16 protein-coding genes are annotated in these 15,674 nt (G+C 66.9%); 7 read left to right on the top strand and 9 right to left on the bottom strand.

Annotation, left to right across the window (positions count from 1 at the left end):
• Nucleotides 1-12: 12 nt before the first annotated feature.
• Genes NFL01S_RS12905 through urtA form a run of 6 tightly spaced genes read right to left on the bottom strand, consistent with a single transcriptional unit; the run spans nucleotide 13 to nucleotide 5,691 of the window.
• The gene (locus NFL01S_RS12905) at nucleotides 13-714 is read right to left on the bottom strand and encodes a GntR family transcriptional regulator (RefSeq protein WP_280508630.1); all 702 of its coding nucleotides are present in this window, start codon (nucleotides 712-714) and stop codon (nucleotides 13-15) included.
• A 10-nt stretch (nucleotides 715-724) separates the two neighbouring features.
• Nucleotides 725-1,417: an urea ABC transporter ATP-binding subunit UrtE gene (gene urtE, locus NFL01S_RS12900; RefSeq protein ID WP_062974799.1), complete on the bottom strand. Its 693-nt coding sequence runs from the start codon at nucleotides 1,415-1,417 to the stop codon at nucleotides 725-727.
• A gap of 5 nt (nucleotides 1,418-1,422) precedes the next feature.
• Nucleotides 1,423-2,424: an urea ABC transporter ATP-binding protein UrtD gene (urtD, locus tag NFL01S_RS12895; RefSeq protein WP_084492639.1), complete on the bottom strand. Its 1,002-nt coding sequence runs from the start codon at nucleotides 2,422-2,424 to the stop codon at nucleotides 1,423-1,425.
• On the bottom strand, nucleotides 2,421-3,539 hold the full coding sequence (urtC, locus tag NFL01S_RS12890; protein WP_062974797.1) for an urea ABC transporter permease subunit UrtC: 1,119 nt from the start codon (nucleotides 3,537-3,539) through the stop codon (nucleotides 2,421-2,423). The genes urtD and urtC overlap by 4 nt, the downstream gene beginning before the upstream one ends.
• On the bottom strand, nucleotides 3,536-4,423 hold the full coding sequence (gene urtB, locus NFL01S_RS12885; RefSeq protein ID WP_062974795.1) for an urea ABC transporter permease subunit UrtB: 888 nt from the start codon (nucleotides 4,421-4,423) through the stop codon (nucleotides 3,536-3,538). The genes urtC and urtB overlap by 4 nt, the downstream gene beginning before the upstream one ends.
• 5 nt (nucleotides 4,424-4,428) lie before the next feature.
• Nucleotides 4,429-5,691, bottom strand: a complete 1,263-nt coding sequence (gene urtA / locus NFL01S_RS12880; protein ID WP_062974792.1) for an urea ABC transporter substrate-binding protein — start codon at nucleotides 5,689-5,691, stop codon at nucleotides 4,429-4,431.
• 328 nt (nucleotides 5,692-6,019) lie between these two features.
• On the opposite strand from urtA, the gene NFL01S_RS12875 reads away from it, so the two are divergent.
• Nucleotides 6,020-6,625: a ClpP family protease gene (locus NFL01S_RS12875; RefSeq protein ID WP_062974790.1), complete on the top strand. Its 606-nt coding sequence runs from the start codon at nucleotides 6,020-6,022 to the stop codon at nucleotides 6,623-6,625.
• A gap of 235 nt (nucleotides 6,626-6,860) precedes the next feature.
• A complete protein-coding gene (locus NFL01S_RS12870) occupies nucleotides 6,861-7,451 on the top strand; it encodes a ClpP family protease (protein WP_062974788.1) in 591 nt (196 codons plus the stop codon).
• 353 nt (nucleotides 7,452-7,804) lie between these two features.
• Here NFL01S_RS12870 and NFL01S_RS12865 read toward each other — a convergent pair whose 3' ends face one another.
• Nucleotides 7,805-8,173, bottom strand: a complete 369-nt coding sequence (locus tag NFL01S_RS12865; RefSeq protein WP_062974786.1) for a helix-turn-helix domain-containing protein — start codon at nucleotides 8,171-8,173, stop codon at nucleotides 7,805-7,807.
• Nucleotides 8,174-8,397: 224 nt separating this feature from the next.
• A complete protein-coding gene (locus NFL01S_RS36290) occupies nucleotides 8,398-8,739 on the bottom strand; it encodes a hypothetical protein (RefSeq protein ID WP_157116498.1) in 342 nt (113 codons plus the stop codon).
• Between the two features lie 344 nt (nucleotides 8,740-9,083).
• Between NFL01S_RS36290 and NFL01S_RS12855 the strand changes: the two genes are divergently transcribed.
• The 4 genes from NFL01S_RS12855 to NFL01S_RS12840 all read left to right on the top strand — a co-directional run bounded on the left by NFL01S_RS12855 (nucleotide 9,084) and on the right by NFL01S_RS12840 (nucleotide 13,361).
• The gene (locus tag NFL01S_RS12855; protein ID WP_033241329.1) at nucleotides 9,084-9,287 is read left to right on the top strand and encodes a cold-shock protein; all 204 of its coding nucleotides are present in this window, start codon (nucleotides 9,084-9,086) and stop codon (nucleotides 9,285-9,287) included.
• A gap of 450 nt (nucleotides 9,288-9,737) precedes the next feature.
• On the top strand, nucleotides 9,738-11,336 hold the full coding sequence (gene serA / locus NFL01S_RS12850; RefSeq protein WP_062974782.1) for a phosphoglycerate dehydrogenase: 1,599 nt from the start codon (nucleotides 9,738-9,740) through the stop codon (nucleotides 11,334-11,336).
• Between the two features lie 308 nt (nucleotides 11,337-11,644).
• Nucleotides 11,645-12,652: a 3-isopropylmalate dehydrogenase gene (locus tag NFL01S_RS12845; protein WP_062974780.1), complete on the top strand. Its 1,008-nt coding sequence runs from the start codon at nucleotides 11,645-11,647 to the stop codon at nucleotides 12,650-12,652.
• Between the two features lie 106 nt (nucleotides 12,653-12,758).
• Complete coding sequence (locus tag NFL01S_RS12840; RefSeq protein ID WP_210745092.1) at nucleotides 12,759-13,361, top strand: Uma2 family endonuclease; 603 nt, start codon at nucleotides 12,759-12,761, stop codon at nucleotides 13,359-13,361.
• A 132-nt stretch (nucleotides 13,362-13,493) separates the two neighbouring features.
• Here NFL01S_RS12840 and NFL01S_RS12835 read toward each other — a convergent pair whose 3' ends face one another.
• Nucleotides 13,494-14,720 (bottom strand): MFS transporter, encoded by a 1,227-nt coding sequence (locus tag NFL01S_RS12835; protein WP_210745093.1) that lies wholly within the window; start codon nucleotides 14,718-14,720, stop codon nucleotides 13,494-13,496.
• Between the two features lie 187 nt (nucleotides 14,721-14,907).
• Here NFL01S_RS12835 and NFL01S_RS12830 point away from each other — a divergent pair, with 187 nt between their 5' ends.
• Nucleotides 14,908-15,669: a fumarylacetoacetate hydrolase family protein gene (locus tag NFL01S_RS12830; RefSeq protein ID WP_062974777.1), complete on the top strand. Its 762-nt coding sequence runs from the start codon at nucleotides 14,908-14,910 to the stop codon at nucleotides 15,667-15,669.
• The last annotated feature ends 5 nt before the right edge of the window (nucleotides 15,670-15,674 follow it).

The following is a 15,674-nucleotide window of genomic DNA, read 5'->3' as shown; positions in this document are numbered from 1 at the left end:
GTAGCCGGGAATTCAGGTCTTGGTCGCGCGGGCCAGGCGGGTCAGCTGGAGTACCTGACCGGCTCGGTCGGCCACCACGCGGCGGGATTGGTCGATATGGGCGAGGAGTTGCTCGCGGGCGGTGGCGAGGTCGCGCTCCAGGACGGCTTCGCCGATGGCGATGTGCTCGTCGATGGTGGCGAGCATGCGGTCGGGGGTCAGGTAGTCGAACATCCGGACCGGGCGGATCCGGGCGTTCACCGTGCGCAGGGCCTCGGTGAGCGCGTGATTGCCCGAGGATTCCAGCAGTACGGTGTGGAACTGTTCGTCGGCGTCGACGAAACCGGCATCCGGTTCCGGCGGTGCGGTGCGGAAGACGCGCCATCGGTCGATCTCCGGACCGAGCACGGTCCGGTCGTGGCCCAGGTCCGGATCGTCGAGGACGCGGGCGATGCCCTGCACCTCCAGGGTGATCCGCAACTCGTAGTAGTCGCCCAGGGTGTCCAGGCGGGGGCGGTACGGGAACAGGCCGGTGTCACGGCGTTCGACGAGACCGTCGGCCAGCAATCGGGCCAGCGCCTCCCGCACGGGGGTGCGGGAAACACCGTAGCGGTCGGCCAGCCGTTCCTCGCCGAGCCGCTCGTCCGGTGCCAGCGCACCGCCCATGAGTTCGTCGCGCAACGCCTTGTACACAGTGTCGCTACGGGATTCGCGTTTGCTTCGTGGTTCGGTCACGACGCGCAGCCTAAAGAGTCATGGCGGCGCGAACGGTGTCGACGGCACCGGTGCCACCCTCTCCGGTCGAGGTGACCCGGCCGCTCTCCAGCACGTAGTACCGGCTCGCCGCCCGCAGCGCGAAACCGATGTGCTGTTCCACCAGTAGCACCCCCAGCCCACCGCGACCCACCAGCTCGGTGATGGTGTTCTCGATCTCGGCCACCACCGACGGCTGGATCCCCTCGGTGGGTTCGTCGAGGATGAGCATGCGCGGTTCGGTGATGAGTGCGCGGGCGATGGCCAGCTGCTGGCGTTGCCCGCCGGACAACAGCCCGGCGCGGCGGTCGAGCAGATCCTTCAGCGCCGGAAACAGGTCCAGCTGCTCGTCGATCAACGCCGCGCCCCGTTTGCGGCCGTCGGCCACCACGCGCAGATTCTCGGCGGTGGTGAGATGGCCGAAGCACTGCTGTCCCTGCGGGACATAGGCGAGCCCACGTTCGACCCGGGAACTCGGGCGCAACGAGGTGATATCGGCACCGTCGAAGCGGATCCGGCCCCGCGCGGTTTTCACCAGACCCACCGCGGCACGTAGCAGGGTCGTCTTCCCGGCCCCGTTGTGGCCCATGATCGCGGCCACACCGTCGCCCGGGACCTCGATCCCGACCCCGTGCACCACTTCGGTACGGCCGTAACCGGCGTGGACGTCGATGAGTTCCAGCATCGCGGTCAGCCTTCCTGTCGATCGGGCCCGGACGTCGACCCCGCCTGCTCATGCCCCGCTGCCCGATCCGGGGCGTGCCCGATCTCGCCGGGTGCGGCCGGTGCGCCATGACCCTCCGCTACCGCTTCGCCGCCCGGCGCGCTCAGCCTGTGCCGATCCGCCCCGGGCGATGCTCCCGCGTGGTGACCTCGGGCTACCGGTACCGGTTCGGTGCGTTCGGCTACGGCAGCGGTGCCCAGGTAGGCCTCCTGCACCGCGGGATCGGCCTGCACCTCGGCCACCGAGCCCTCGGCGAGAACCGCGCCGCGGGCCAGCACCGTCACCGACGTCGCGAAGTTGCGCATGAAATCCATATCGTGTTCGACCACGACGACTGTGCGTTCACCACCGATACGGCGCAACAGGTTCCCGGTTTCCTCCCGCTCCTCCTGGCTCATCCCGGCGACGGGTTCGTCCAGCAACAGCACCGAGGCGTCCTGAACCAGCAGCATGCCGATCTCGAGCCACTGTTTCTGGCCGTGGGCCAGCGTTCCGGCGGGTTTGTTCCTCAGCTTGGTGAGCCCGATCGTTTCCAGCGCCCGCTCGACCGATTCCGGAACCTCGGCCGGGCGGCGGCGCAGCATGGTCCACACCGACCGGCCCGCCCCCGCGGCGATATCCAGGTTCTGCAGGACCGATAGTTCCTCGAACACGCTCGCCGTCTGGAAGGTGCGGCCCACACCCAGCCGGGCGATCTGATGCACCTTCCTGCCCAGTAGTTCGACCCCGGATTTCTGCACCGACCCGGTGGCCGGCACCAAACCGGTGATCGCGTCGATGATGGTGGTCTTTCCGGCGCCGTTGGGTCCGATGAGGAACCGCAGATCACCCTGGAAGAGGGTCAGATCGACGTTCGATACGGCCTTGAATCCGTCGAATTCGACGCTCAGTCCCCGGACCTCCAGGTAATCGCTGTGCATTCCGGCGTTACCACCGGCGACCGGTGCGGTGGTCGTTTCCTGAGTCATGACGGCACTCCTACCGGGGTAGCGGCTGCGGGTTGCGGCGCCGGCCCGGGTGGTGCCGGATCGTCGTCCGCACCCCGTTTCCGCCGCCGCAGCAGCGTGACCAGGCCGGCCAGGCCCGCCGGGAAGAACCCGACCACGACGATGAAGAGGATGCCCTGCGCATACACCCAGCCGGAGGGAAAGCTCTCCGACAGACTGGTCTGCGCCCAGGCCACCGCGACCGCTCCCAGCACCGGGCCCAGCAGCGTCGTGCGGCCACCGATCGCGACTCCGATGAGGAACGCGATGGACGGCACGATCCCGATATCGGCGGGGGAGATGATCCCCACGATCGGTACGAACAATGCCCCGGCGATACCGGCGAACAGCGCGGCCACCGCATACGCGACCACCTTCACGTTGGCCGGGTCGTAGCCGAGGAAACGCACCCGCTCTTCCTGATCGCGCACCGCGACCAGCAGTTCGCCGTACCGGCTGTACATCAGCTGCCGGGTCAGCGCCACGATCACCAGCAGGGTGCCCGCGGCGATGAAGAACAGCAGCCGCCGGTTGATCGGATCGTTGAGCGCCAGCCCGAAGAAACTGCGGAACCGGTTGAGCCCGTTACTGCCGCCGGTGGACTGCTGGCCCACCAGCAGGATCGCGAAGGCCGCCGCCAGCGCCTGCGACAGGATCGCGAAATAGGCGCCCTTGACCTTGCGTTTGAACACGCCCAGTCCCAGCAGAACCGCCACCAGCGGCGGAACGATCAGGATGCCCAGGATCGTCACCACCGGCGACGAGAACGGAACCCAGTATGCCGGCAGCTCGCCGATCCCCGCGATCTGCATGAAATCGGGTACCTCGTCACCGCGCAGCCGGGCGTCGGAGATCTTCAGATGCATCGCCATGATGTAGGCGCCGAGCCCGAAGAACACCCCCTGGCCGAGGGTGAGCATGCCGCCCCGGCCCCAGGCCAAACCGATCCCGACCGCGACGATGCCGAAGCACAGGAACTTACCGAGCAGGTTGAGCCGGAAATCGGAGAGCACCGCGGGCGCCACCGCGAACAACAGGACGGCGGCCAGTGCGAAGCCCGAATAGACCTTCCAGCGGGTGGTCAGGAATTCCCTCATACCAGACTCCTCGACCGGATCATGAACAGTCCCTGCGGCCGGACCTGCAGGAAGATCACGATGACGGCGAATACGATCACCTTCGCCACCGAGGCGGTGGTGCTGTATTCGATGAACGAATTCAGCAGGCCCAGCGCCACCGCGGCCAGTACTGCGCCCCGGATCTGCCCGAGACCGCCGATCACCACCACGAGGAAGGCGTCGACCAGATAGTTGGCGCCGGTATTGGAACTGGTGGAACCGATCAGCGTCAGCGCCACACCCGCCACCCCGGCGAGGCCGGATCCGAGGAAGAACGTCGTGATATCGGTGCCGCGGCTGGAGATCCCGCTCGTTTCGGCGAGATCACGATGCTGCACCACGGCCCGGATACGCCGGCCCATCGCGGTGTACTTCATGGTCACCGCGATGGCCGTTACGCACAGCACCGCGAGCAGCATGATGAAGATCCGGGTCTTGGGGACCACGGCCCCCAGGATCTCCACCCCGCCACCGAGCCATTCCGGGGAGACCACGCGGACCGCGGGCGCACCGAAGATATCCCGGGCCGCCTGCTGCAGGATCAGGCCCACCCCGAAGGTCACCAGCAGGGTGTCCAGCGGCCGGTCGTACATCCGTTTGATCAGCGTCACCTCGAGGAGGGCACCCATGAGACCGCCGACCAGGAAACCGACCACCAGCGACACGATCAGTGAGATATCGGTGTTCGACACCAGATACGTCTGCACCGTGTAGGCGGTATAGGACCCCGCCATGATGAACGCGCCGTGGGCCATGTTGATCACGCCCATCTGCCCGAAGGTCAGCGACAACCCGAGGGCCGCCAGCAGCAGAATGGAACCCAGACTCAGGCCGGTGAAAAGCTGCCCGACAAGTGCTTCCATTCAGATCAGCCCCCGAGCCCCTCGGCCCACGAGTAGCCGGCCAGGTACGGGTCGGGTTCGATGGCCTCGCCGGAATCCCAGATGCTGTAGATCAGGCCGTCGGGCCGGATCTCGCCGATCCGGGCGGTTTTGGTGATGTGGTTGTTCTCGCCGTTGATCGTGACCGTGCCTTCCGGCGCTTCGAAGCTCACCCCGCCGGCCGCGTTCTGCACATCTTCGACAGCGAAGGACTGCGCCTTCTCCACCGTGTTCTTCCACAGGTGGACCGAGGTGTAGGCGGCCTCCATCGGATCCGAAGTGGGTTTGTCGGCACCGTATTTCGCCTGGTAATCCTGGACGAAGGAGTTGTTCACCGGGTTGTCGACGGTCTGGTAGTAGTTCCAGGCGGTGAGCTGGCCGGCGATGTTCTGAACGCCGATACCACCGACCTCCTCCTCGGCGATCGACACCGAGACCACCGGCATATCCTGCGCTGTCAGGCCGACGTTCTTGTACTCACGGAAGAACGCGACATTGGAGTCGCCGTTGAGGGTGTTGAACACCGCGTCCGCGTCGGCGGCCCGCACCTTGTTGATGATGGTCGAGAAATCGGTCGACCCGAGCGGGGTGTAATCCTCGCCTTTGATCTCGATTCCGTTGGCCTCCGCGTACGCCTTGATGATTCGGTTCGCCGTCTGCGGGAACACATAATCGCTACCCACCAGGTACAGCGATTTCACGCCGCGGCCCTTCAGATAGTCCAGCGCCGGCACGATCTGCTGGTTGGTGGTCGCGCCGGTGTAGAAGATGTTCTCCGACGATTCCAAGCCCTCGTACTGCACCGGGTAGTACAGCAGCGCGTTGCGGTCCTCGAAAACCGGGAGCATCGCCTTACGGCTCGACGAGGTCCAGCCACCGAAAACCGCAGCGACACAATCACTGCTGATCAGCTTCTCGGCCTTCTCCGCGAAAACCGTCGGCTCCGAAGCGCCGTCCTCACCCACCAATTCGATCTGCTTGCCCAGCACCCCACCGGCGGCATTGATCTGATCGACCGCGAGCCGGATGGAATCCCGGACGGTGACCTCCGAGATGGCCATCGTGCCCGACAGCGAGTTCAGCGAACCCACCTTGATCGTGGGGCCCGAGGTGTCGACACAGGATTGGGCACTCGCACCGGCCTGCTCGGAGGCCGAGCTACCACAGGCGGTGGCGGCCAGTGCGGTAACACAGAGGGCGACCGGCAGGGCGAGCAGTGTGCGCCGCCGGCTCCCTCCCCTCCGGCGCATCGCCGCAGCACTCGTGGGTTCTTCGGTTCTGGCTGCATTCATGACCGTTCGGCCTCCACTCCGGAAAAGGTCAGGCCCGCTGACTCGCTATCGGCTCGCTGTATACAGCGGCGTATACGAGGAATTACGCTAAGGACACTGTGTTGCCGTGACGTATCCCAGCGTGAAACCTCGGTATCCGTTTCCTCTCCGAGCGCCCGGGCGCCTTCCGTGGTTGCGTAGGCCGCCGCCTGCTCATCCGGTGTTTCCGGCCGTCAACTGCTGAGAGCAGATCCGCTCACAGCAGCGTGCGGTTCCGGTTCCCGCACAGGTCGGGCACCGTGAAAACATGGCTCACGACGACAAATCCCCGCTGTTCGGCTGGCGCGCCCGCGAACAACTGCTGTCCCGCCGCATTCTCGTTCTCGACGGCCCACTCGACGACGACAACGGCACCCTGCTGGCCACCCAGCTGCTCACCCTCGCCGCCGAGGACGCCGACGCAGGGATCTCCCTCTGGATCCATTCACCGGGTGGATCGGTACCGGCCATGCTCGCCATCCGCGACGTCATGCGCCTCGTGCCCTGCCCCGTCTCCACCCTCGCGCTCGGCCTGGCATGCAGTGCGGGACAGTTCCTGCTCTCCTCCGGAACCCCCGGAAAACGTTTCGCGCTCCCGCACGCCCGCATCCTGATGCATCAGGGGTCGGCCGGAATCGGCGGCACCGCGGTCGACGTCGAAGTCCAGGCCGACGATCTGCGCTACACCGTGGAAACCGTGCTCGGCCTCATCGCCGAAGACACCGGTCAGCCCTACGACCAGATCTACGAGGATTCCCTGCACGATCGCTGGTTCAGCGCCACCCAGGCCAAGGAATACGGGTTCATCGACCATATCGTCGGCGAATTCGGTCAGGTCGTCCCGCCGCGTCAGCGGGTGGGAATTTCCGCATGACATCGGGCACGGCAGCGGTTGCGCATCGGAGGCGCAACGTGGTCGGCGCTGCCCGGCGGCAGCCTGCGTCACTACGGAGCGTGCCCGGTCCTGCATCGTGGAAGCAGCGTGACCGCGGTCCCGCCGGCGACAGCAGCGCGGCACCGCGAGAACGGTTCCCGGCCGGGCCCGGTGGAGAACGCATGAGCAGGCAGCGCCCGGAAATCTATCGACCCGGATACGAAGGGGACAACCGATGAGTACCTACACGATTCCGAATGTGATCGCCCAGCATCCGCGTGGCGAGCGCATCACCGATATCTATTCCCATCTACTGGCCGAGCGGATCGTCTACCTCGGTACGCCCATCGACTCCGGTGTCGCCAACGCGCTCATCGCGCAGCTACTGCATCTGGAGTCCGAAAGCCCCGGTCAGCCGATCGAGTTCTATATCAACTGCGAAGGCGGCGACCTGTCGTCGATGCTGGCGGTCTACGACACCATCCAGCACATCGGCGCCCCCGTGCACACCACCTGTGTCGGGCAGGCCATCGCGGTCGGCGCGGTCCTACTGGCCGGCGGCGCTCCCGGGCATCGCGCGATGCTCCCGCATGCCCGGGCGGTCCTGCATCAGCCGGCTGCTCGCGGACAAGGCGCCATTCCGGACCTGATCCTGCAGGCCGACGAATTGGTCCGGATGCGCGCCGAGATCGAGTCGATCCTGTCCCGGCACACCGGGCAGTCGGCCGAACAGCTCCGGCGCGATACCGACCGTGACCGTGTCTTCACCGCATCTGCCGCCGTCGACTACGGCCTCGCCGACACCGTTTTGTCGCCACGGACGTGACCACGGCGCGGCTGGAAGCGGTGCCGCGTCGACCACCTCGGCTCGGCGCCGCATGGTCCGGTCGACGGCACCGCGCCGGCGGTGAGCGATACCGATATCACGATCAGCGCCGAGGTTGCCGGCAACCACTCCAAGATCCTGCGCAAGGATTTCGCTGCCGTCGCCGACGCGGTTCGCGAGGCCGCCGCCCATCAGGAACTTGTGCCGGCGTCGGCCCGTTTCTCCGTTCCCATTACCGGCCGATCGAGCAGCACACCCGGATCGCCGCTCTCGCGGAACCGGCCCGTTCGGCCGGGCGTCGGCACAGCCGTCTCGGATCGCGCCGGTTGCGTCGCCGGCGGTGGTGATCGGGGTCAGGCGGCGCGCAACACAGGCACCTGCGCGGCGCCGGGCCGCTCGGCGGCGGGGCGCCGCCGGAAGCGGAGTTCGTGGGCGACCTGTTCGGTGAGTGCACCGAGGGATGTGCCGAGGGCGCCGGCCAATGCGGCGATCATCTCGCTCGAGGGTTCCTTGCGGCCGCGTTCGACCTCGGAAAGATATTGCGGCGAGATCCCGGCCCGCTGCGCGGTTTCCGCGAGGGTTTCACGCTGATCGGTGCGCAGGGCGCGTAACCGGCTGCCGAGCACCTCGCGCCACAATGGTTCGGGTTCCTCGGCGGGCTGCCGGCGCGGTGGCTCGTCCTTGCCACCGGGGATTGCGATCAATCTGCGCGGCTCGGTCATGGGTCGAGCCTAGATTCGCGGCCGTGGCGGTCGACACCGATTACGCTCTGGGCGTAACCGTGGCGCGTGAACCAGGCCCGGTATTTTCGAAGGTACTGCGCACCAGCGTGTCCGGGCGCGAGAACGGTGAATCCGATCGGGATATCGCCGTCTCGTTCCCTCGCTGCGGAGAAGAAAATCCGGGCCCGCATCCCGGCGAATTCGGAATGCGGGCCCGTCCGCGCTCAGCTGCTGCCGAATGTTCCGCGCAGAATATGGCGGAACCAGTCCGCCGGATCGTCCCAGCCGTGATGATGGCCGCGGTCCCAGTGCCGGTCACGATGGTGGTCGCGGTCCCAGTGCCGGTCGCGGTCCCGGTGCCGGTCGCGATCCCGATCCCAGTGCCGGTCGCGATCCCAGTGCCGGTCGCGATCCCGATGATGGTCCCGGTCGACTTCGGTATATCCGGGGGCGGGGGCCGCGGGAGCTGCTGCGGCGGGGGCGGCGAGCGCCGCCATGGGCAGTAGGGCAATGGCGCCCGCGATGACGACCCGGCGGGCCGTGAACGTTCGTTTCGTGCGGAACACTTCGTATCCTCTCGAACTCCAGCCGTGGCGCGGCAAGGGAATCCGCGCCGAATCGGCGATAGAGCCCTCACCCTCGCGCAATCCGTGCCGGTATGTCACCGATTTTCGCGGAAATCATCCCTTGGAACTACGGGGTTTCCCCGGGACGACCCCGGGTTCCGCAGGAATGGGGAGACGAGCGCCACCGTGCTGGTCATATCGTGCGCGATATCACCGCGTTCTGCCTCACAATGAGCGGTTTTCGAGGTGCCGGAACTTCCCGCGACATGGCATCGTTGTCATAGAGATCAGGCGGATCGACCGAGATCCGGCTGGCTCGCAACAGAAAGTATGAAGTAAGTAACATGGCTCAAGGCAGCGTGAAGTGGTTCAACAGCGAGAAGGGCTTCGGCTTTATCGCGCAAGACGGGGGCGGACCTGACGTCTTCGTGCATTACTCGGCAGTCGCCGGCTCCGGCTTCCGGACCCTCGAAGAGGGACAGCGGGTGGAGTTCGAGATCGGGCAGGGCCAGAAGGGTCCGCAGGCTCAGGATGTTCGCTCCATCTAAGTGATGTGACGAAATGACAGGGCCCCGCACCACACGGTGCGGGGCCCCTCCGTCTTTTAGGGGCACTACGTCTCCGGCCCGGAAACTGCCCCCGCGTGATCCCCGGCCGTATCCCGGTCTCCGAATGCGCTGCACAGTCGCGCCGCTTCCGGCCGCGATCACTCCTGCAGGTGCTGAAGGTTGATTGCGCCCGTCCTCCCGGCTCGCGAGCCCGGTCTGCGAGTACTTCCGCCGCGAGAGAACACGTCCATACAAGAACTCGGGGCGACCCTTGCACAACCGCCTCGAGAACCCGGAGAGCGTGATTCCGCCCACCCGTCCACCGCACTCGGTGCTGGTTGTGGCGGGTACGTGGGCGGTGACCACGAGGGGGCGGGACACCGCCCGATCCGCTGGAACTAAGCTTGGCCGCGTCAACTGGCCGTCCCCCTCATCCAGGAGAACCCCACCGTGAGCCAAGCAGGCCGTCCTGTAGTTCTGATCGCCGACAAGCTCGCCCAGTCGACCGTCGATGCGCTCGGTGACGGTGTCGAGGTCCGATGGGTCGACGGCCCGGACCGGCCCGCCCTGCTGGCGGCGGTGCCGGAGGCCGACGCGCTGCTCGTGCGGTCCGCCACCACCGTCGACGCCGAAGTCCTCGAGGCCGGCAAGAACCTGAAAATCGTCGCCCGGGCCGGGGTCGGCCTGGACAATGTCGACGTCCCCGCCGCCACCGAACGCGGTGTCATGGTCGTCAACGCGCCCACCTCCAATATCCACACCGCCGCCGAACATGCCGTCACGCTGATGTTGAGCGCGGCCCGCCAGATCCCGGCCGCCGACGCCACCCTGCGTGAGCACACCTGGAAGCGCAGCAGCTTCAACGGCGTGGAGATCTTCGGCAAAACGGTCGGCGTGATCGGGCTCGGCCGGATCGGGCAGCTGTTCGCCGCGCGCCTCGCCGCCTTCGAAACCAAGGTCGTCGCCTACGACCCCTACGTCTCCCCGGCGCGTGCTGCCCAGCTCGGGATCGAACTGCTCACCCTGGACGAGGTGCTGGAGCGCGCCGATCTCATCTCCATCCACTTGCCGAAGACCCCGGAGACCAAGGGCCTGCTCGGCAAGGAATCGATCGCCAAGACCAAGCCGGGTGTGATCATCGTCAACGCCGCGCGCGGTGGCCTGGTGGACGAGGCCGCGTTGGCCGAGGCCATCAAGTCCGGCCATGTGCGGGCCGCCGGTATCGATGTGTACGAAACCGAGCCCTGCACCGACAGCCCGCTGTTCGAACTGCCGCAGGTCGTGGTGACCCCGCATCTGGGTGCCTCCACCAGCGAAGCGCAGGACCGGGCCGGTACCGATGTGGCGAAATCCGTACTGCTGGCCCTGGCCGGCGAGTTCGTACCCGGCGCGGTGAACGTCACCGGCGGCGTCGTCGGCGACGAAGTGGCGCCCTGGCTGGACCTGGTCCGCAAACAGGGTGCGCTGCTGGGTGCGCTGGCCGACGAACTGCCGGTGAGCCTCGAGGTGCAGGTCCGCGGTGAGCTGGCCGCCTCGGAGGTCGAGGTGCTGCAACTGGCCGCGCTGCGCGGTGTGTTCTCCGCTCACGTCGACGATCAGGTCACCTTCGTCAACGCCCCGGCGCTCGCGCAGGACCGCGGGATCAGCGCGGAGGTCACCACGGTCACCGAAAGCCCCAGCCACCGCAGCCTGGTGGATCTGCGTGCGGTCTTCGGTGACGGACGCACCATCAATGTTGCCGGCGCGCTCACCGAACCGGCCCAGGTCGAGAAGATCGTCAACATCAACGGCCGCAACTACGATATGCGCGCCGAGGGCATCAACCTGGCCGTCCTCAACTACGAGGATCAGCCGGGCGCACTGGGCAAGGTCGGGACCGCCCTGGGCGCCGCCGAGATCGATATCCTCGCCGCCCAGCTCACCCAGGACGCCAACAAGGAAGGCGCCACCGTGGTGTTGCGGGTCAACAAGGAGGTCCCCGAATCGGTGCGGGCCGAAATCGCGGCCGCCGTGGGCGCCGGCAAGGTCGCGCTGGTCGACCTGTTCTGATGTAGCGGTGCGCCGCCGCGGTGTTCGATGGGCGAAGGCGAGGGCCTGCGTGTCCAGGCAGGGCTGTCGCCGCCGGCTCCGGTTCGCTCATGCGGTGTCCGATGGGGTGAGGGCCCTGGGTGGTGACGCTCCGGTACCCACTCTGGCCCGGACTCGCCCACATCGAGGTAAGGCGCACAGCGTCGTGTGAATCCGCCCGGGTGTCACCTACCCGGGCGTACGGCGCAGAATCACTGTCCCAGCGGCGGCCACCCGGCCCGCCGGCCGCGACCGCTCGCGGCACGTCGTATCCAGAAAGCGTGGTTGTCATGAAGCTCGCCGTGATCCCCGGTGACGGTATCGGCCCGGAGGTCGTCGCCGAGGCGCTCAAAGTGCTCGATGTGGTACTATCCGGCGTCGAACGCACCGAATACGATCTCGGTGCCAAGCGCTACCACGCCACCGGCGAGATCCTGCCGGAATCGGTGCTGCCGGAACTGAAACAGCACGACGCGATCCTGCTCGGCGCGATCGGCGACCCGTCCGTACCCAGCGGCCTCCTCGAACGGGGCCTGCTGCTGCGCACCCGATTCGCGCTCGACCACCACGTCAACCTGCGGCCCTCCAAGCTGTACCCGGGCGTCGGCAGCCCGCTCGCCGGGAGCCCGGAGATCGACTTCGTGGTCGTGCGCGAGGGCACCGAGGGCCCCTACACCGGCACCGGTGGCGCTATCCGCGTCGACACCCCGCACGAGGTCGCGACCGAGGTCAGCACCAACACCCGGTTCGGCGTCGAACGCGTCGTCCGCTACGCCTTCGCCAAGGCGCAGACCCGGCGCAAGCACCTCACCCTCGTGCACAAGACCAACGTGCTGGCCTTCGCCGGTTCGCTGTGGCAGCGCACGGTGGACGCGGTGGGCGCCGAGTTCCCCGAAGTCGAGGTCGCCTACCAGCACATCGACGCCGCCACCATCCATATGGTCAACGATCCCGCCCGCTTCGACGTGATCGTCACCGACAACCTCTTCGGCGATATCATCACCGATCTCGCCGCCGCGGTGAGCGGTGGTATCGGCCTGGCCGCCAGCGGCAATATCGACGCCACCGGCACCAACCCGAGCATGTTCGAACCGGTCCACGGCAGCGCCCCCGATATTGCCGGCCAGTCCAAGGCCGACCCGACCGCCGCCATCCTCTCGGTGGGTCTGCTGCTGGAGCACAAGGGCGAAACCGCGGCCGCTGCCCGCATCCAGGACGCGGTCGCCAAGGATCTGTCGGGTCGCACCGGCACCGCCTCCACCACCGAGATCGGCGACCGGATCGCCGCAGCGGTCTGACCTGGAAGTTTCGTACTTTTCGGCAACGAAATCGCTGTGCGTCTCCGATACTATCGGGGGTACCTGGGCGTATCCCCGATGGACGGCCCGAGCACTTGGAGGCAGCATGACCGCGTGGCATGCCACCTGTGACGCAGGCTTCGGCCCGTACACAGTGCTGGATCTATACGACTTGCCGGAAGACGGTAAGGGGTTCGAACTCGAAGACGGGTGGTTGGTCGAGGTGGCAGCGGGGGCACGGCACAACTGGATCGCGCGCAGGCTGTCCCGGATCATCGAGGGTGCGTTCGGCGAAGCCCCCGTGATCGTTTGCGATGGGGGAGAGTGGGAGATCAGCACACCGGCGGGTGTTCGGAAGCCGGATATCGCCGTGGTCCCCTACGATATCGCGCGGTCTGTGATCTCGGACGGATCGCCGAAACTCATCCCCGGTATCGATCTCCTGCTGGTGGTCGAGGTGGTCTCACCCGGCAGCGGTAGCGAGCGCACCGACAGGGTTCGGAAGGTGAGTGAGTATGCGGCGCTGGGTATTCCGCAGTACTGGATAGTCGAGCACCAGTCGAAGGTTCGTGTTCACCGTGGAATTCTGGACGGAAGTACCTACCGGTGGGGTCCCGTCGTTGTCGAAGGTAGTGAATTCGCTGCCGACGTCGAGGTCGATTCGACGATCCGAGTGAGTTTCGACCCTGCGGTTCTCGTCGATATCTGAGCGGTTCGGACAGCCGTCCGGGTTCCTGCTCTGCGGACCTGCCGACCTGTGGGAGCAACCGGAACCCGCCTGGCCGACTGCGCCCTCTCGCGTAGTGGTCGCCGACGTGCTTTTCGGTGGGCAGCGGTCCGCCTACTTCGGGAAATTCTCCGAACTCGATGGCACCAGCGGGACGGCTGCCGCGGCCAAGACCGCCGCCGCCAAATAGGCTGCGGGGAATCCGGAAGCGGTGATCAGGCCGCCGAAGACCGGCGGTACGGCAGCGATCATCAGGTTCTGGCCGGTGTTCTGGATACCGAGGCCGCGACCGCTCCAATAAGGACCGGCGAGTTCCGCGATGGCGGTGAAGGCCAACCCGTTGTCGGACACCGAGACCACCGAGGCGATCACCATCAGCGGTATGGCAGCCCACCACCATTCGGTCCAGGCGGTCAAGGCCAGTAGTGCCATGGTGGCGACCGCGGCGACAGCGATCAGGCGCAGTGGGCGCATCCGGCTGCCGACGCGGTCGGACCAGGCGCCCGCACCGATCCGGCCCAGCGCGCCGAGTACCTGCGTGCCGGTGACGAGGGCGCCGGCGGCGGCCAGCGACCATCCGATATCGCGGTGCAACCACAACAGTGCGAAGGTCCAGACAGTGCCCTGCGGGATGACCAGCAGGATGGACACTCCGTGGATACGCCAGAGAGTGCCACCGGCGCGGTACGGGTTGGCGCCGGTGGACTCCGCGCGTGACGGGCGGGGCGGGTCGACTATGCCGAGCAGACAGCCCACGGCCGCCAGACTCGCGAGGACCGCCGGCACGAACAACGCCGGAGCGACCCCGGCACTGTCGGCGACCAGCGGAATGGACAGCGCGCCGATACCCACCCCGATCGGCTGACCGGTCTGCCGGATACCCATCGCCAGGCCGCGCCGTTCGGGCGGGAACCAGCCGACGATCACCCGGCCGCTGGCACCGTTGGTACTGGCGGCGCCCATACCGCCGAGGAACAACAGCACTCCGAGGAGGGGATAGCTCGTCGTGAAGGCGGCCGCGGTACCGGCGGCGCACATGATCAGCGGTCCGGCCACCAGTGCGATGCGTTCACCGAGCCGGTCCACCAGGTAGCCCCAGGCGATGAGGGTGCAGCACAGTCCCACCGTCGGCAGCGCGACCAGCAGACCGGCCGTCGGCAGCGGCATACCGCCCGCGGTGAGTGCCGGCAGCAGGAATGGGACGCCGTGGACGAAGATCGCGCTCGCGGTCTGGGCGAACACCCCGAGGGCGAGCATGAGCCAGCGGCGTGCGGGGGAGACCGGTCGCGGCCGGCGTCCCGGCTCGGCGGCTCGGGCGGCCGCCGGTGAACTGTGTGCCATAGTTCCCCATCTCGGAATACAGCAGCACATCTCAATATATGGGAAGTGCTTCTCAAATCCTGAACTCTCGGTCACCGTACACCTGCCGGGTGCGGTTGTACCAGGCGGTGTCACGCTTTTCACCGGCCCACATGCCGACCGGTCGGGCGCATTCGGGCTGGTGAACCCGGCTGGATAGACTTCGGGCATGCGTCTAGGTCGAGTTGCCAGCCCCGACGGGGTCGCTTTCGTCGCCATCGACGGCGAGACCGCCAAAGAAATCGCCGAACACCCATTCGGTACTCCGACGTTCACCGGCCGTAGCTGGCCGCTGGCCGATATCCGCCTGCTCGCCCCCATCCTGGCCAGCAAGGTGATCTGCATCGGCAAGAACTACGCGGCGCACGCCGCCGAATTCGGAGGACAGGCACCGGAGGAACCGGTGATCTTCATCAAACCCAACACCTCCATCATCGGGCCGAACGTGCCCATCCAGCTGCCGCCCAACTCCTCCCGGGTCGACTTCGAAGGCGAGCTGGCGGTCGTGATCGGGCGCCCCTGCAAGGACGTCGCCGCGGCCCGCGCCAAGGACGTGATCCTCGGCTACACCGTCGCCAACGACGTCACCGCCCGCGATCAGCAGGCCCAGGACGGACAATGGACGCGGGCCAAGGGGTACGACACCTTCTGCCCGCTCGGCCCCTGGATCGAAACGGAACTGGATCCGGCCGACCTCGAGCTCACCACCGAACTCGACGGCGAAGTGAAGCAGCGCAGCACCACATCGCTACTGCTGCACGATATTCCGGAAATCATCGAATGGGTGACCCGGGTGATGACCCTGCTGCCCGGTGACGTGATCCTCACCGGCACACCCGAAGGTGTCGGCCCGATGAAAGACGGTCAGAGCGTCTCGGTGACCGTCGCCGGAATCGGAACACTCACCAATCCTGTTGCCGCCAAACGCTGAACGAA

This window comes from Nocardia flavorosea NBRC 108225 (assembly GCF_001613385.1).
GTDB classification, from domain to species: domain Bacteria; phylum Actinomycetota; class Actinomycetes; order Mycobacteriales; family Mycobacteriaceae; genus Nocardia; species Nocardia flavorosea.
The sequence above is the reverse complement of the archived record's forward strand: the minus strand, read 5'-3'. Positions and strand labels throughout refer to the sequence as shown.

Bases quoted from the DNA above. Each gene is read 5' to 3' on its own strand.
- urtB (WP_062974795.1), bottom strand. From the start codon at position 4,423: ATGGAAGCACTTGTCGGGCAGCTTTTCACCGGCCTGAGTCTGGGTTCC.
- urtC (WP_062974797.1), bottom strand. From the start codon at position 3,539: ATGAGGGAATTCCTGACCACCCGCTGGAAGGTCTATTCGGGCTTCGCA.
- urtD (WP_084492639.1), bottom strand. From the start codon at position 2,424: ATGACTCAGGAAACGACCACCGCACCGGTCGCCGGTGGTAACGCCGGA.
- urtA (WP_062974792.1), bottom strand. From the start codon at position 5,691: ATGCGCCGGAGGGGAGGGAGCCGGCGGCGCACACTGCTCGCCCTGCCG.
- NFL01S_RS12875 (WP_062974790.1), top strand. From the start codon at position 6,020: ATGGCTCACGACGACAAATCCCCGCTGTTCGGCTGGCGCGCCCGCGAA.
- NFL01S_RS12840 (WP_210745092.1), top strand. From the start codon at position 12,759: ATGACCGCGTGGCATGCCACCTGTGACGCAGGCTTCGGCCCGTACACA.
- NFL01S_RS12830 (WP_062974777.1), top strand. From the start codon at position 14,908: ATGCGTCTAGGTCGAGTTGCCAGCCCCGACGGGGTCGCTTTCGTCGCC.
- NFL01S_RS12865 (WP_062974786.1), bottom strand. From the start codon at position 8,173: ATGACCGAGCCGCGCAGATTGATCGCAATCCCCGGTGGCAAGGACGAG.
- urtE (WP_062974799.1), bottom strand. From the start codon at position 1,417: ATGCTGGAACTCATCGACGTCCACGCCGGTTACGGCCGTACCGAAGTG.
- NFL01S_RS12845 (WP_062974780.1), top strand. From the start codon at position 11,645: ATGAAGCTCGCCGTGATCCCCGGTGACGGTATCGGCCCGGAGGTCGTC.
- NFL01S_RS12835 (WP_210745093.1), bottom strand. From the start codon at position 14,720: ATGGCACACAGTTCACCGGCGGCCGCCCGAGCCGCCGAGCCGGGACGC.
- NFL01S_RS12870 (WP_062974788.1), top strand. From the start codon at position 6,861: ATGAGTACCTACACGATTCCGAATGTGATCGCCCAGCATCCGCGTGGC.
- NFL01S_RS12855 (WP_033241329.1), top strand. From the start codon at position 9,084: ATGGCTCAAGGCAGCGTGAAGTGGTTCAACAGCGAGAAGGGCTTCGGC.